Source organism: Serratia sp. PL17 (assembly GCF_017832355.1).
Taxonomy (GTDB): Bacteria; Pseudomonadota; Gammaproteobacteria; order Enterobacterales; family Enterobacteriaceae; genus Serratia.
Map to the genome: position 1 here is coordinate 32,887 of NZ_JAFIBY010000005.1, position 16,091 is coordinate 48,977.

The following is a 16,091-nucleotide window of genomic DNA, read 5'->3' on the forward strand; positions in this document are numbered from 1 at the left end:
CTCGTGTCAGGGTGGCTCTATTCAGAGAGCGCTTTTTTCGTAGCCTTGGCACAAGGGAGGAGCGATAAACAGGGGGCAGGCGTAGAGGTTAACGCTACGATACACCCAGAAGCGCCCCACCTTGCTGACTGCCCTTACGGACAATCCCTGGTGACAACTCAGGGGATTCAGCCCCTGTAGCCGATATGATGAATGCCGCGCATCACCTTACCTCGGCGTCGCTCCCCCTCAAGCGTCGTCATTGGAGAACGGCTCCTCTGACACTCTACCTGGGCGACGCACCTCTTCTGGCTTGCACACGGGATGTGCAAGTAGGCTGTTAGGAATAGCCGGTAATCGCGCTGCTGTCAACGTCCAGACGTTGAGGGATTTTCATCTTGTACCAGCGCAATCAGCGTACAGGGTATCGCCGGGACGAAACCGGTGCCTATCGGCTGCAACGTGCCGTCTTCCCGCTGACTGAATAACGGAATAACACCCTGATGTTTTTCAAGATATTCCAACCAGCCAAAGTTCTCGTTCAGCTTGGTGGCCTTGATGGTGGCACCCTGGGCGATCAGACTGCTTAACCGGCCGTAAGTGGCCTCTTGATTAAACAAAACTTCATGCCGACGGAAGCGTGAGCTTTCGCCACTGTTGCCGCGGCCTTTCAGCGGGGCGCCGGAACGGATAGCAAACACCTGCCCGTCGCCAAAAATATGGCCGAAGTGATAGACCGCCAGTGCATTCTGATGGCGGTTGGGCGACAGTGCCAACACCTGCGCGGTATCGCTGAGATCAAGGAAGTTTTCGGCGTGTTCGGAGTAGGCATGTCCATAATACGCGGGAATGCCGTCCATTCGTGCCTGGCGGTAATATTCCCAGCTACTGTCGGTGACAATGACCGGGATATTCATTTTCATCAGCGCCTGCGCCAGCATGCGTGCCACGCTATTGGCTCCGACGATCAGCACCCCACGAGGTTTTTGTTGCTGTACCCGCAACCAGCGCGCCATCATGCCGCTGGTCAGGCTTTGCAACACCACGGTACCAATGATAACGGCGAACACCACCGTGACCAGACGATCGGCGCCGGGGTAGCCGCTGCGTTGCAATGTCAGGGCGAACAATGAACTTACCGCTGCGGCGACGATGCCGCGCGGGGCGATCCAGCACAGCAGAAGGCGATCGCGCCAGTGCAAGGACGAGCGCCAGGTTGATACCGCAATACACAGTGGGCGCGCGATAAACTGCACCACCAGAAGCAGACCCAGCAACGGCCAGCCCATGTTCCACAGTGCCTGGATATCAAGCCGCGCGGCCAAAATGATAAACAGCGCCGAAATCAGGATTGCCGACAGTTCTTCTTTGAAGGCCAATATGTCACTGGTATCCACATCCCGCATATTGGCCAGCCAGATGCCCATCACCGTAACGGTCAGCAGACCGGATTCGTCAGCGATGGCGTTAGACACGCCAAAAGCGGTAAGCATAATGGCCAATACAGCAAGGTTTTGCAGGTAGCGTGGCAGCCAAACACGGCGGAGTGCCAGGCCCAACAGGTAACCGAACAATGCGCCAGCGACCATGCCGACAGCGGCGGTAATGCCCAGCGTGTAGAACAGGTGGGTATAGGATTCCGAATGCTGCTTCAGTACGATAAATTCAAATACCAGCAGCGTAAAGATGGCGCCGACCGGGTCGATCACGATGCCTTCCCAGCGCAGCACCTGGTTGATATTGGCATTTGGCCGCACGACGCGCATCAGCGGGGCAATGACGGTTGGACCGGTGACGACGGTGACTGCGCCGATCAGTGCCGCCAGCTCCGGCGGAAAGTCGAGCAGCCACCAGCAGGCTACGCCGATCACCAGGAAGGTCATCAGCATGCCGATGGTGACCAAATTGCGCACCACACCGCCGAGACCGCGTATCTCCTCGACGCGTAGTGTCAGCGCGCCTTCAAACAGAATAATGGCGACCGACAGCGACACCAGCGGGAACAGAAGATCGCCGAACAATGCATCCGGTTGAACCAGATGGACCACGGGGCCTAACACAATGCCAAATACCAACAGTGGCAAAATAGCCGGCAGGCGCAACACCCAGGCGACCCACTGCGCCAGCAGCGAGCTCAATCCAATAACCACCAACATCAATGGGGCAGATAATTCCATAATCATGTCCTTCGTCTTTCAAACTACAGCCTGGTTGGCCGCGCATCCTTAGCCTAATTACGTCAATGACGTGGTGATAATCTGCCACAGTTTAGTGACAGTTAAGTAACCCTGATAACAGGCTATTATCCAAAAGTATAGGGGAAGAGCTGAAACGATGCGGCTGGGTTTAACAGTTAGCACCTATCGCAAGAAAAGAGATCATAATCACAGTCGAACAGGCTACAATCGGACAACCACGTCACATTTATTCTCAAGCCTAAGAGTGTTGCTATGAAAAATATCAATCCTAGTCAAACCGCTGCTTGGCAAGCCCTGCAGCAACATTTTGAACAGATGAAAGACGTACAGATCGGCGATCTGTTTGCTCAGGACAGTGAGCGTTTCTCCAAGTTTTCCGCTACCTTCGACGATCAGATGCTGGTGGATTACTCTAAAAACCGCATCACCGCGGAAACCCTGGAGAAGCTGCAGGCACTGGCGAAAGAGACCGATCTGCAAAGTGCGATCGCGTCCATGTTTGCCGGTGAGAAAATTAACCGCACCGAAGACCGTGCGGTGCTGCATGTTGCCTTGCGCAACCGTAGCAACAGCCCGATTATCGTTGACGGCAAAGATGTGATGTCGGAAGTGAACGCGGTGCTGGCTAAAATGAAACAGTTCTGCGACCGCGTGATTGGCGGTGACTGGAAAGGTTACACCGGCAAAGCCATTACCGACGTGGTGAACATCGGTATCGGTGGTTCTGATCTCGGCCCTTATATGGTGACCGAGGCACTGCGTCCGTACAAAAACCACCTGAATATGCACTTTGTTTCTAACGTTGACGGCACTCATATCGCCGAAACGCTCAAGGCGCTGAATCCGGAAACGACGCTGTTCCTGGTGGCGTCCAAAACCTTCACCACGCAAGAAACCATGACCAACGCCCACAGCGCGCGCGACTGGTTCCTGGGCACTGCGGGCGATCAAAAACACGTGGCGAAGCATTTCGCGGCGCTGTCCACCAACGGCAAGGCCGTCGGTGAGTTCGGTATCGATACTGCCAACATGTTCGAATTCTGGGACTGGGTCGGTGGCCGTTATTCCCTGTGGTCGGCAATTGGTCTGTCGATTGCACTGTCAGTGGGTTACGAGAACTTCGAACAGTTGCTGAGCGGCGCGCATGCGATGGACAAACATTTCGCACAAACCCCGGCAGAGAAAAACCTGCCGGTGCTGCTGGCGCTGATTGGTATCTGGTACAACAATTTCTTCGGTGCAGAAACCGAAGCCATTCTGCCGTATGACCAGTACATGCACCGTTTTTCTGCTTATTTCCAGCAGGGCAATATGGAGTCTAACGGTAAATATGTCGATCGTAATGGCAACCCAGTGGATTACCAGACCGGTCCTATCATCTGGGGCGAGCCAGGCACCAATGGCCAACATGCGTTTTATCAGCTGATTCATCAGGGGACAAAACTGGTGCCTTGCGATTTTATCGCGCCGGCCATCAGCCACAACCCGCTGAGCGACCACCACGCCAAACTGCTGTCGAATTTCTTCGCACAGACCGAAGCCCTGGCGTTTGGTAAATCGCTGGACGTGGTAGAAGAAGAGTTCGCGGCCCAAGGCAAAACGCCGGAAGAGGTTAAGCACGTTGCACCGTTCAAGGTGTTTGAAGGCAACCGCCCAACCAACTCCATCCTGCTGCGTGAAATCACGCCGTTCAGCCTGGGGAGCCTGATTGCGCTGTATGAGCACAAGATCTTCACCCAGGGCGCGATCCTGAACATCTTCACCTTCGATCAGTGGGGTGTTGAGCTGGGCAAACAATTGGCTAACCGCATTTTGCCAGAACTGGCAGGTGACGAAACGGTAAGCAGCCATGACAGCTCAACCAATGCGCTGATCAACCGCTTCAAAGCATGGCGTTAAGCACCATTTGAATTGATGCCAATAAAAAACCCGCCGCGGCGGGTTTTTTTACGTCTGAAGGATTACAGATTGATGGGTACTTCGAAACTGATACCTGCACCTACGTCATCGGCGGTGCTGGCATGGCTATTGGTGTACCACAGGCTGGTATCAAACTTGACCTCGGAGGGCAAGGTATAGCCCCAGCCGAGCTGAATGCCTTTCAGCGTGTCAGATTTCGGGAATGCCTGGTTAATTGACTGGCTGTTCGGGTTCACCTTGGCGTACACCAGACGGGTACTCCAGCGTTGGCTGTCGTCCAGTACCAGCTCTACGCGACCGGACAGCATTTGGCCGTCACCGCCCATCGCGTGGCCCAGTGGGTAGCCTTGCTGGTAGTAGCCGCCTTTATAGGTGTAGTGGGTGTATACATAGTTTTTACGGCTCATGTCGGAGCGGGTGTCTGCCCCTTCAATGGACCAGTTGATGGTGGTCGTGCCCCATTCCGGGTGGCCTTCTAAGCCCAACAGGTAGGTATTTTGTGAAGGCAGATAACCCGCCTCATCTTCACCGACTAACTGACCGTACAGGCTGACTGGCAGGCCAATCAGCGGCTGCATTTTCAGCTTGAAGTCAAAGCCTGCGAGCTGGTTGCCGGGATCGTTGCCTTTGCCAGAGTCATCGTTGTCCTTGCCAGTAAAAGCATCCCAGAAAGAGCTAAAGGACTGTGGTCGACCGCTGCCACCCCATTGCATGATGCGCGAAGCGCCCAACTCAAGGAAGTTGGTCGGCATCATGGTAAAGCGACCACCAATCAACTTGGTATCGGGTACGGAAGAGTACTGTGACAGCTGGCCGGCGGTAATCTGGTACTGCCAACGGCCAATCCAGGACAGCCAAGGGGTTTCAAACGGCGATTGGTCGGCGCGTTGCAGCATGAAACCGGCGACGGGACGGGCTGCGTCTGAACGGATCAAGCTGCCGTCATAACCTGGGCCCCACCACTGGGACACTTCACCGAAGGATAACCACTGGTTCCAGATTTTCACTGCGCCGTAGGAGCCGTTCAGGTTAAATTTGGAACCGTCACTGACGCGTTGGTCGCCTTCGACAGAGCCTTGAACGCGTACGTCCCAGAACTCACCGTTGGCACCCGCGCCAATAGTCAGGCGGTCATCGGCATATTCGTTTTGACCAAAGCCCTGTGGCGTGCCGGGTTTGTCGGTCGAGGCGTAACCACTGACACGAATATTGGCCTTGAGGGCATCAACCCGGCGTTGAACACGGTCGATGACATTTTTCTCGGTATTGGTAACCGGTTTGGCTTGCGAGATAACCGAGCTGATCTCTTCCTGGCTCAGCGGCCAAGTGGACAAGCTAACGTTAATGACACCGCGGTCGGACAACCAGGCCAGGTCGTTACGCAGATCGTTATCAGGAGTGACCAAGCCGGCGGCGTGACCGGTCAATGCACAGGTAAACAGGCCCGCCGCGACCAGTCCATTAAGTTTAGCGCGCATAAATATTCCCTTGTTAATTCAAGTTGTTTGTTTTATGTAAAGATCTATGACCCATGATAGTGGACATTTCAATTTGCTACAAATATATCCCTATGAAACATTTTCTTTTAACTAATTGAATAATACTTATTTTTTTATGGTTCTGAAGAGATATTAATTTTTAAGATAATGCCTATGTTAGGATCCACGGATAATTTTAATGGTATTTATGGGGAACAATTATGGCAAAAACCTCCCGCTCCGTAATGGTGGCCAAAGGGCTGCAACGGGTGCTGAACGTTGGGCTGCTGCTGCTGGCGGCGATCTTGATCGTCTTTCTGGTGAAAGAAACCATTCATTTGGCGAAGGTGTTGTTTGTAAACAACGAGGAATCGACGTCCTATCTGCTGATTGAAGGGATTGTGATTTACTTCCTTTACTTTGAATTTATCGCCTTGATTGTGAAGTATTTTGAGTCGGGCTATCACTTCCCGTTACGCTACTTTATTTATATCGGCATCACTGCCATCATCCGGCTGATCATTGTGGATCATGAAAACCCAATAGATACGTTAATTTATTCCGCCGCGATATTGTTGCTGGTGGTGACGCTGTATCTGGCCAATACCGACCGCTTAAAGCGCGAATAAATATCCTTCATACTTGAAGCAGCAGCGTTAGCTGCAGGTGTGTACCCCCGTCACTGACCCGAGTCATCTCCTGGGGATTTACTCGCTTGCTGCCTTGTTGCAACGCCCATTATTTTGGCGGTTCCATAAAAATGGCGGCCCGTTGGGGCCGCCGAAGACACAGGTATTGATCGGAAAAAACTGAAGTACATCAAACGTATTGCAGCGGCACAAACCTAACCTTTCACCCCACCGGCCGTCAGGCCTCCCACCAACCAGCGCTGTGCCAGCAGGAATACGGCGGTAATCGGGATGGCCGACAGTACCGCCGCAGCGGCAAAGTCGCCCCACAAATAGTTTTGCGGGTTGAGATATTGCTGCATGCCCACCGCCAGCGTGTAACTGTTGACGTCACGCAGCAGCAGCGAGGCGACCGGTACTTCGGTGATCGCAGCGATAAACGACAGAATAAACACCACCGCCAGAATCGGTACTGACAGCGGTAACAGCACCAGGCGGAAGGCCTGCCACGGACTGGCACCGTCCAGTGCCGCCGCTTCTTCCAGCGAGTTGTCGATAGTTTCGAAATAGCCCTTGATGGTCCAGACGTGCAGCGCAATGCCGCCCATATAGGCGAAGATCACCCCACCGTGGGTGTTCAGACCGATAAACGGGATGTATTGGCCCAGACGATCGAACAGGGCATACAACGCCACCAATGACAGTACCGCCGGGAACATCTGGAAAATCAGCATGCTTTTCAGCAGTGTACTCTTGCCGCGAAAACGCATGCGGGCAAACGCGTAGGCGCAGGTAGTGGACAGCGTGACGATGCCGATGGCGGTGATCACTGCGATCTTGATCGAATTCCACAACCACAGCAGGACCGGGAACGGTGGCGGGGTGACGCTGCCGTCGGCGTGGGTCACGCTCATGCCGAGCGCCAACCGCCAGTGGTCCCATGAAATCTGTTCCGGTATCAGGCTGCCGGTGGCGAAGTTGCCGGAGCGCAGCGAGATAGTGACCACCATCAGTAGCGGGAACATGATCAGGGCGATAAAACACAGCATCAGAGTATGGGTCATCCACAGGCGCAAGCGCTGGGATTTGGGTTGGACCATGGCCATTATTTTTCTCCCTAGTCGAAGTTCATCTTGCTGGCTTTAAGATTCAGGATCGCCAGGGCGCCCACCAGCAGGAAGATCAGTGTGGCAATGGCGGCTGCCAGCCCGAAGTCCTGCCCGCCGCCGCCTTCGAAGGCGATACGGTAGGTATAGCTGACCAACAGGTCGGTATAGCCGGCCGGTGTGGTGGTACCAATCATGTCAGGCCCGCCGTTGGTCAACAGTTGAATCAAGACAAAGTTATTAAAGTTGAAGGCAAAGCTGGCGATCATCAGTGGGGTCAGCGGTTTGATCAGCAGAGGCAACGTGATACGGAAAAAGTTCTGCATCGGGGTCGCGCCGTCCATTGCCGAAGCCTCGTACAAATCGTCTGGAATCGCCTTCAGCAGCCCCATACACAGGATCATCATGTAGGGATAGCCCAACCAGGTATTGACGATCAAAATCATGCTTTTGGCCGTGATGGGGTCACTGAACCAGGCCGGTTTAATACCAAACAGATGGCTGAGCATCATGTTGATCTCACCAAAGCTTTGGTTAAACAACCCCTTGAAAATCAGTATCGAAATAAACGACGGCACCGCGTAGGGCAGTATCAGCATCACGCGATACACCGCTTTGCCTTTCAGCGCCTCCCACTGCACCACACAGGCCAAAACCATGCCTACAGCAACAGTGAGGATTACGGTCATCACCGAGAACACGATGGTCCAGATAAAGATCGACACGAAGGGTTTCTTGATGCCTTCGTCCTGTAGGACGCGCAGGAAGTTTTTCCAGCCGATGGTGACGGTGTACCCTGGGCTGAGCGTCTCCTTGGCCCAGTTTCCGTCAGCATTTATGGCTTGATAGAAGCCAATGTCCGGGTTCGGTCGGTATTGAATATGGGTTTGTTGGTCGGTCAGCGTATTGCTGCCCTTATCCAGCGCATAAAGCGGGGAGGTGCCGGAAAATTGGCGCAGGGAACTCATGCGCAATTCGCCGCCGTCCGGCAGTAACGCGACCAGTTGGCTTAACGCTTGGCGGTTTTGCGTGATCACCCGCAGCGTGGCGCGTTCGCCCGCCGGTTCTGCACTTTCCTCCGTCAGTTTCAGCGTTTGCGGTGCATTGGTATCAAAGCTGAAGGGATCGGAAATAAGCCGTTGGTCGCTGTCCGGGTGGGTTAACTGCAGGCGCCAACGTTGATTTTCCACCGGATAAAGCCCGAAGGTAAAGGTTTTGCCGGTTTGGAACTGGCGCTGCATCAGTACCGACTGAGCTCGTTCAAAGGTGAGCTGGTTGGTACTGCTGTAGTTGGTGAAGGCGATGGCGATGGTACAAATTAGCGGAAACAGGACAAACAGCCCCATTCCGGCGATACCAGGATAGACATAGCGCCAGGCGTAAGCGCGGCGATTGGCAAAAACATACAGCCCGGCGCTGACTAATATGAGCGTCAGAATGGCAAACAGGTATTCACCCTGTGCATACATCAACACAATCAGATAGCAGGTCACCAGACTGAACAGGCCGATGACCAGCCATTTCAGGATGTCACTCTGCCACCACTTCGACTTTTTGCGCGCAGGCGACCCGGCGTGAGCTAATTGCATAGGGCGTTCCTTTCTGTGAAGCAACAGCGGGACACTTCCCCCCTCATACTTGAAGCGGCACCTGTGTTGGCGGCGTCCGCTCACCCCGGTCAGATAACTCTCTGTGCTGCCGGGATGTGCGTACTTGCCGTCGCGGTGTCACTCCAATTACTTCGGGGATGTTAATCCCGCACAACGTTGTGTGTTACTTGGTGATACGGGTCTGTACGTCATCCAACGCGGCTTTCACCGTCTGGCGACCGCTGACGGCGTTGATCACCGCACTGCGTTCGGCATACCAGAAGGCGCTCATCTGCGGGATGTTAGGCATGATCTCGCCGTTTTGGGAGTTCTCCATGGTGGCGGCAATCTTAGGATCTTTCGCCAGTTGTTCCTGGTAAGACTTCAGCGCCACTGCGCCCAACGGCTTGTCCTTGTTGACGTCAGCCAGGCCTTCGTTGGTCAGCAGGTAGTTCTCCAGGAATTCGGTGGCCAGCTCTTTGTTCGGGCTAGCGGCGTTGATCCCGGCAGTCAGTACGCCGACGAAAGGTTTGGATGGTTTGCCTTTAAAGGTCGGCAGCAGGGTTACGCCGTAGTTGATTTTGCTTTGCTCGATGTTTGACCATGCCCAAGGGCCATTGATGGTCATGGCGGTCTGGCCTTTATTGAATGCGGCTTCAGCAATCGAGTAGTCGGTATCGGCGTTGATGTGTTTGTTTTTCACCAAATCGACGATGAACTGCAGGCCAGCCTGAGAACCGGCATTGGCGACGCCTACGTCCTTGATGTTGTACTTGCCATTCTCATATTTGAAGGCATAACCGCCGTCGGCGGCAATAATTGGCCAGGTGAAGTAGGGTTCTTGCAGGTTCCACATGATGGCGCTTTTACCTTTGGCACGGAGTTCTTTGTCCAGTGCCGGAATTTCTTCCCAGGTTTTAGGGGCTTGCTTGATCAGGTCTTTGTTGTAAATCAGTGACAAGGCTTCAACGGCGATCGGGTAACCGATTAGCTTGCCGTCATAACGCACGGCATCCCAGGTGAACGGGAACAATTTGTCCTGGAAAGCTTTGGACGGGTGGATCTCGGCCAGCAGGCCAGACTGCGCGTAACCACCAAAACGGTCATGAGCCCAGAAGATGATGTCCGGGCCGTCGCCGGTCGCCGCAACCTGCGGGTATTTCTCTTCCAGCTTGTCCGGATGTTCGATGGTGACTTTGATACCGGTGTCTTTCTCAAACTTTTTGCCGACTTCGGCCAGGCCGTTATAGCCTTTATCGCCGTTGATCCAGATAACCAGTTTCCCTTCCTCGATCTTGGCGAAGGCGGAAGAAGAGAGCACCAACGTGGTCAGAGCCGAAAGTACCAGCGTACGGGCGGTGGTAAAGCTGCGAGTCATAATCCAATCCTTCTTTTTTGTGGGCACGTAAATCAAGGAGAGAGGTTTCGCGGTAATAGTGGGTCACAAAGCGGCACATTCTCATCCTCCCCCCCTCTACGCCCCACGCTTGCATAGTGTGATCCAGTTAACGTTGCTCCTTATTCTGTGGTGTCAGACACAAAATAGGGGGACGATTTTTGCCAGGTAGATCACAGATTTGTCTCAAGCGTTGAACTTCTCATCGTTGCGGTCGTTCTCTCATCCTCCCATCTCCTCCCCCATGAAAAATTCTGTTACGGATGATTACCCTTTGTGGGGTTTACCGCACTATCGGCCACATTGATTTTTATCGCCACGTGCAGCAGGGAACCGGATTTATGTCGCCAATGCCTACCGCCACTCAGCCAACCCTGTACCGGATCCATCCGGTCAGTTTCCGTGATGGAAACGGGGACGGTGTGGGCGACGCTCACGGCATGATTGCGGCGTTGCCGTACTTGAGCACGTTGTCAATTGACGGTTTGGTACTGCCGCAAGCGTTGGCGACACAAGATGCAGCCGCTGTCGCAACCCAAGGGCTGACGCTGTGGTATTGCGACGGGCCAAACCATATTCGTCGTGCCGCTGCTGCGCATCAGCAGTATCTCCTTAGCCCATTGGCGTTAGAGGTCGTGCCTTTCAGCGTGGAAAAGCTGGTTGAGGTATTGAATGCTCGCCGCGTCACCTTGGCAGATAGCCTGTGGAGTACCGGTGACGCTGACCAACCTCGCGTGGTCAGTCACTGGGGGCAGGGCAACTTGCGCTCCGCCGATGCTTTTTTGACGCTGCTGGCGATGTTGCCCGCCCCTATTTGCCTGTATCAAGGCGAAGAGTTGGGACTGCCGCACGCGGCCGGGCTGCAGGATCCTCTGGGTGCGCAAACGCCGATGCCATGGCATGAAGCGCCCGAACAGGTGACCTCTGGCGAAATCCACTGGTACCAACAGGTGGCGATCGAACACCGCGCGCTGGCCATCAGCCGCCAACAGTATGACAACCAATCCACCTTACGTTACTGCCAGTCCCTGCTGGCATTGCGCCGGTTGCCGGTTATCCAACAGGGTGAACTGAGCATCGTAAGCCAACGTAATGGCGTAGTGCGTTTACTTATTACCCATCAGGATCAATGCCTTGAAGCGCTGATTAACCTGCAGCCTTATACTCAGGCGGCCGCACCGTCTGAGGCGACCTTGCCACTGGCATGGCAGCACGGTGCGCAGCAAGAGGGTCATCAATGGGTTTTGGCGGGTTTTGCGTCCGCCATTTTCACACGAAATGTTAGCTGCGAAAGCAGGGGAGTAACGCATGGCTAGTGTCACATTGCGCAGCGTTTATAAGGCCTTCGGCGAGGCCGTGATTTCCAAAGACGTCAATTTGACCATCAATGACGGCGAATTTGTGGTGTTTGTCGGGCCATCGGGCTGCGGCAAATCGACGCTGCTGCGCATGATCGCGGGGCTGGAGGACATCACCTCCGGTGACCTGATGATCGGCGATAAACGCATGAATGAGGTGCCGCCGTCTGAGCGCGGTATCGGTATGGTCTTCCAGTCCTACGCGCTGTATCCACACCTGTCCGTGGCCGACAACATGTCGTTTGGTCTAAAACTGGCGGGTGCCAAGAAAGCGGAAATCAACCAGCGGGTTAATCAGGTTTCAGAAGTGCTGCAATTGGCCCATTTGCTCGATCGACGGCCTAAAGCGTTGTCCGGTGGGCAACGTCAGCGGGTGGCGATTGGCCGTACGTTAGTGGCGGAACCGGATGTGTTCCTACTCGACGAACCGCTGTCGAACCTCGACGCCGCACTGCGAGTGCAAATGCGCATTGAGATTTCCCGTCTCCACAAGCGCCTGCAGCGCACCATGATTTACGTCACGCACGATCAGGTCGAAGCGATGACGCTGGCCGACAAGATCGTGGTACTGGACGCCGGACGTGTCGCCCAGGTCGGCAAGCCGCTGGAGCTGTATCACTACCCGGCAAACCGCTTTGTCGCCGGCTTCATTGGATCGCCGAAAATGAATTTCCTGCCGGTCAAAGTGACCGCTGTGGAACCGCAACAAGTCCAGGTCGAACTGCCTAACCGCCAACTGGTGTGGTTACCCGTAGAAGGTACGGAGGTTCAGGCCGGTTCGAACATGTCATTAGGTATTCGTCCAGAGCATCTGTTGCCTGGCGATGCCTCTGAAGTTCGCCTGACGGGCGACGTACAGGTGGTGGAGCAACTCGGTAACGAGACGCAAATCCACATCCAAATCCCGGCAATTCGTCAAAACCTGGTTTACCGCCAGAACGACGTGGTGCTGGTAGAAGAAGGTGCAACATTCGCTATAGGCCTGCCGCCTCACCGCTGCCATCTGTTCCGTGAAGACGGTACGGCATGTAAACGGCTGCACCAGGAGCCGGGCGTTTAAAGCATCACAGTCTGTATAACAGGAGAATAATGATGACTACCTTGCGCAAGCTTCCTCTGGCACTGGCAATCGCCGCTGGTGTTCTCACAACCCAGGCGATGGCCGTCGATTTTAAAGGTTACGCTCGTTCTGGTATCGGCTGGACCGGTAGCGGTGGTGAGCAGCAATGCTTCAAAGCCACCGGTGCCGACAGTAAATACCGTCTCGGTAACGAATGTGAAACCTACGCCGAATTGAAGCTGGGTCAGGAAGTGTGGAAAGAAGGCGATAAAAGCTTCTATTTCGATACTAATCTGGCCTATTCCGTTTCACAACGGTCTGACTGGGAAGACGTTACACCCGGCTTCCGTGAAGTGAATGTGCAGGGTAAAAACCTGATTGACTGGCTGCCGGGCTCCACCATGTGGGCCGGTAAGCGCTTCTATCAGCGTCATGATGTTCACATGATTGACTTCTACTACTGGGATATCTCTGGCCCAGGTGCCGGTCTGGAAAATATCGATCTGGGCTTCGGTAAGCTGTCTGCGGCCGTTACCCGTAACTCTGAATCCGGTGGTTCTTACGGCTATCTGGATAATGAATGGAAGCAGCGCCCAACGGTCAACGACACCTTTGACGTGCGTTTGGCTGGCCTGGAGCTGAACCCAGGCGGCACCCTGGAGTTGGGTGTGGATTATGGCCGCGCCAACGCGCAGGACAACTTCCGTCTGGCGGACGGCGCCAGCAAAGACGGTTGGATGTTCACCGCTGAACATACCCAAAGCATTCTGAGTGGCTATAACAAGTTTGTGCTGCAATATGCCACCGATTCAATGACCTCACAGAACAATGGCCGTAGCCAAGGCGCCACTATCGACAACAATGGCAAGATGATCCGCGTGCTGGATCACGGTGCTATCGACTTCAACGATAAATGGGCAATGATGTATGTCGCTATGTTCCAGGATATCGATCGCGACAATAACAACGGCACCACGTGGTACACCGTGGGCGTGCGTCCAATGTACAAGTGGACGCCTATCATGAGCACCTTGTTGGAAGCGGGTTACGACAACGTCAAATCCCAGCGTACCGGCGATCGCAACGGCCAATACAAAGTCACCCTGGCGCAACAGTGGCAGGCAGGCAACAGCATCTGGTCACGTCCGGCTATCCGCGTATTTGCTACCTACGCCAAGTGGGATGAGAAATGGGGCTACGCTAACAGCGACTCCGGCGCCGGTTACACCTCAGGCACCGCTTATAACGACACCAGCATGCACACTTTCAGCCGTGGTAATGACGATGAAGTCACCTTCGGCGCTCAGATGGAAATCTGGTGGTAATGTGATAACGGGGAGAGCCACGTGCTCTCCCCAACCTGTATTCGCCGACACTGACTCTCTTGCCTGAGGCACGTCGGATACAATGGGGTATAACAATGAAAAAGAATCTGCTGTCACTCTGCTTGTCACTGGCGCTTACCCTTGGTGCGCCATTGGCGGCCAATGCCGATACGCCGGCCAATGTCTCCGTCGCACCAGCCATTAGCACCAGTACGTTGCAAAGCCTGCCTTGGCAACCGCTGGTACCACCGGTTAGCCAGGATGTGAAACTGGATAATGTCAGCCCGCAAATCAATCAGGGCGATATTCAGGGCGCCATCGCCGCCTATACGCTGCCAGCCGATCGTGGCTCGCTGGAAGTTACGCTGAGCAGCATCAGCAAGAACAACGCAATTTATGCACCAAGCGTACTGGTACTCGATGAGCACCTGCGCCCGGCGGCGTATTACCCGAGCAGCTACTTCCCTTATCAGCCGCCCGGCGCGATGTCGTCGGATCGCCTCGAAGGCACGCTGAAACTGACCCCGGCGCTGGGGCAGAAACAAATCTACCTGCTGGTGTACACCACCCGTCAGGATCTGGCAAAAACCACGCAACTGACCAACCCGGCGAAAGCCTATGCGCAAGGTGTGGGTAATGCAGTGCCGGATATTCCCGATCCTATTGCCAGCCACAGCACCGGCGGCACCATCAAACTGAAGGTCACCGCAGAACAGGGCAGCGGCAATATTATGATCGGCATGCTGCAACCGGCACCGACGGCGACGCCAGTGGTGGTGGGATCTACTGCTGCAGTTGCCGCAGCACCGGCTCCGGCGCCAACCAAGCCGGCGGAACCGATGTTGAATGACACAGAAACCTACTTTAACAATGGCATCAAACAGGCCGTGAAGGCGGGAGACATTGATAAAGCGCTGAAGCTGATGAATGAGGCGGAAAAACTGGGTTCCACCACAGCACGTAAAACGTTTATTAGCAGCGTGAAAGGCAAGGGGTAGTACCCGACGCTGCCGATGCTGGCTCAATGATTGGTGCGCCTCGGCGCACCTTTTTTCATTCGCGGGCCAGCGTTTGGTCGATCAGCGCCAGCAGACGGGAATTATCGACCTGTTGCATCACCCGTACGGGTTTGCCCGTGGGCTGCGGCATGCCGACGGTCAGGCGCAAACTGTCTGGCCGCCAACGTCGCGAACTGCCACGTGTCATGGCGCCTTCCAGCGCGACATCCACAAAATATTCTTCCGTCGTCACCAGTGCCGGCTCCAACAGCCAGGCAATCACCAGCGCATCATGAATCCAGCAGCCGGGTAGATGGCGCGTATGGCGGGAATAGTCGATCCAGGGCTGGGTCGTCGTCCGCAGATAGCGACACAGTGGCGTATCGGGTTGAGTCATGCGCGCCAGATCTGCCTGAGTCAACATCGTCTGTGTCGTGACGTCTAAGGGGGCCAGTGTGATGTTGGCACCGCTCGTCAGTACCTGTCGCGCGGCTTCAGGATCCAATCCAAAATTGGTGTCCTTGATATAGCCTTCCACATTGAAAACCCCGCCCATAATCACGATTTCCTTCACGGCCTGGGCCATTTGAGGATACAGCTGCAAAGCATGCGCGACATTGGTGAGCGGGCCGATCGCTGCCAGGGTGATTTCACCGGGGTTATTGCAGATAAGCTCGCCGATGGCGACGGCGGCATTCGGTGTGGTTGTCGTTGTGGCGCGCGGATAAGGCGTTTCTCGCCACAGATGGGCTAAATCTGGATCGGTAATCGCACGATCCAGATGAGCGCGCCAGGGTTCTGGCGGCTCACTCAAGGCACAGGCGGCGCCAGCTACGACGGGGACCTGATAGCCGGTTTGTTGCAACAGATGGTGTGCCACCGCGAAGCCGACGTCGCGTGGCGTGTTGCCCGCCACAATGCTGATCAACTCCAGCGAGAGCCGCGGCCTGGCCGCCAGTGCCAATGCCAGAGCCAGTCCGTCATCCACGTTGGCGCCCGGGACGCCGTTGCCGGGATCGCAATCAATAATCAAACGCATAGCAGTTACCTAAATC

At 54.9% G+C, this 16,091-nt stretch carries 12 protein-coding genes and 1 riboswitch; of the genes, 6 read left to right on the top strand and 6 right to left on the bottom strand.

Annotated features, from left to right (window positions below; translation table 11 throughout):
* Window positions 1–101 precede the first annotated feature (101 nt).
* Window positions 102–295, bottom strand: a riboswitch (Lysine riboswitch).
* A gap of 52 nt (window positions 296–347) precedes the next feature.
* Complete coding sequence (locus tag JOE25_RS16485) at window positions 348–2,156, bottom strand: sodium:proton antiporter (RefSeq protein WP_209636978.1); 1,809 nt, start codon at window positions 2,154–2,156, stop codon at window positions 348–350.
* 273 nt (window positions 2,157–2,429) lie between these two features.
* Here JOE25_RS16485 and pgi point away from each other — a divergent pair, with 273 nt between their 5' ends.
* Window positions 2,430–4,076 carry a glucose-6-phosphate isomerase gene (gene pgi / locus JOE25_RS16490; RefSeq protein ID WP_209636980.1) on the top strand — a complete coding sequence of 549 codons (1,647 nt, stop codon included), beginning with the start codon at window positions 2,430–2,432 and terminating at the stop codon, window positions 4,074–4,076.
* Between the two features lie 62 nt (window positions 4,077–4,138).
* On the opposite strand, the gene JOE25_RS16495 is transcribed toward pgi, so the two are convergent.
* Window positions 4,139–5,575 (bottom strand): capsule assembly Wzi family protein, encoded by a 1,437-nt coding sequence (locus tag JOE25_RS16495; protein ID WP_209636982.1) that lies wholly within the window; start codon window positions 5,573–5,575, stop codon window positions 4,139–4,141.
* A gap of 221 nt (window positions 5,576–5,796) precedes the next feature.
* On the opposite strand from JOE25_RS16495, the gene psiE reads away from it, so the two are divergent.
* Window positions 5,797–6,204: a phosphate-starvation-inducible protein PsiE gene (gene psiE / locus JOE25_RS16500; RefSeq protein ID WP_020837183.1), complete on the top strand. Its 408-nt coding sequence runs from the start codon at window positions 5,797–5,799 to the stop codon at window positions 6,202–6,204.
* Window positions 6,205–6,419: 215 nt separating this feature from the next.
* On the opposite strand, the gene malG is transcribed toward psiE, so the two are convergent.
* The 3 genes from malG to malE form a co-directional block, all read right to left on the bottom strand.
* The gene (gene malG, locus JOE25_RS16505; protein ID WP_004948829.1) at window positions 6,420–7,310 is read right to left on the bottom strand and encodes a maltose ABC transporter permease MalG; all 891 of its coding nucleotides are present in this window, start codon (window positions 7,308–7,310) and stop codon (window positions 6,420–6,422) included.
* 11 nt (window positions 7,311–7,321) lie between these two features.
* Window positions 7,322–8,899 (bottom strand): maltose ABC transporter permease MalF, encoded by a 1,578-nt coding sequence (malF, locus tag JOE25_RS16510; protein ID WP_209636985.1) that lies wholly within the window; start codon window positions 8,897–8,899, stop codon window positions 7,322–7,324.
* A gap of 184 nt (window positions 8,900–9,083) precedes the next feature.
* Window positions 9,084–10,277, bottom strand: coding sequence for a maltose/maltodextrin ABC transporter substrate-binding protein MalE (gene malE, locus JOE25_RS16515; protein WP_037416088.1), 1,194 nt, complete (start codon window positions 10,275–10,277; stop codon window positions 9,084–9,086).
* 359 nt (window positions 10,278–10,636) lie between these two features.
* On the opposite strand from malE, the gene JOE25_RS26595 reads away from it, so the two are divergent.
* The 4 genes from JOE25_RS26595 to malM all read left to right on the top strand — a co-directional run bounded on the left by JOE25_RS26595 (window position 10,637) and on the right by malM (window position 15,036).
* Window positions 10,637–11,611, top strand: a complete 975-nt coding sequence (locus JOE25_RS26595) for an alpha-amylase family glycosyl hydrolase (RefSeq protein WP_245209954.1) — start codon at window positions 10,637–10,639, stop codon at window positions 11,609–11,611.
* The gene (malK, locus tag JOE25_RS16525) at window positions 11,604–12,713 is read left to right on the top strand and encodes a maltose/maltodextrin ABC transporter ATP-binding protein MalK (protein WP_209636987.1); all 1,110 of its coding nucleotides are present in this window, start codon (window positions 11,604–11,606) and stop codon (window positions 12,711–12,713) included. The genes JOE25_RS26595 and malK overlap by 8 nt, the downstream gene beginning before the upstream one ends.
* A 32-nt stretch (window positions 12,714–12,745) precedes the next feature.
* Window positions 12,746–14,038 carry a maltoporin gene (locus JOE25_RS16530; protein ID WP_280921284.1) on the top strand — a complete coding sequence of 431 codons (1,293 nt, stop codon included), beginning with the start codon at window positions 12,746–12,748 and terminating at the stop codon, window positions 14,036–14,038.
* 95 nt (window positions 14,039–14,133) lie between these two features.
* Entirely contained in the window at window positions 14,134–15,036 is a 903-nt protein-coding gene (gene malM / locus JOE25_RS16535) for a maltose operon protein MalM (protein ID WP_209636991.1), read from the top strand.
* A 55-nt stretch (window positions 15,037–15,091) separates the two neighbouring features.
* Here the strand turns inward: malM and JOE25_RS16540 are convergent, their stop codons facing one another.
* Window positions 15,092–16,075, bottom strand: a complete 984-nt coding sequence (locus tag JOE25_RS16540) for a nucleoside hydrolase (protein ID WP_209636993.1) — start codon at window positions 16,073–16,075, stop codon at window positions 15,092–15,094.
* Between the last annotated feature and the right edge of the window lie 16 nt (window positions 16,076–16,091).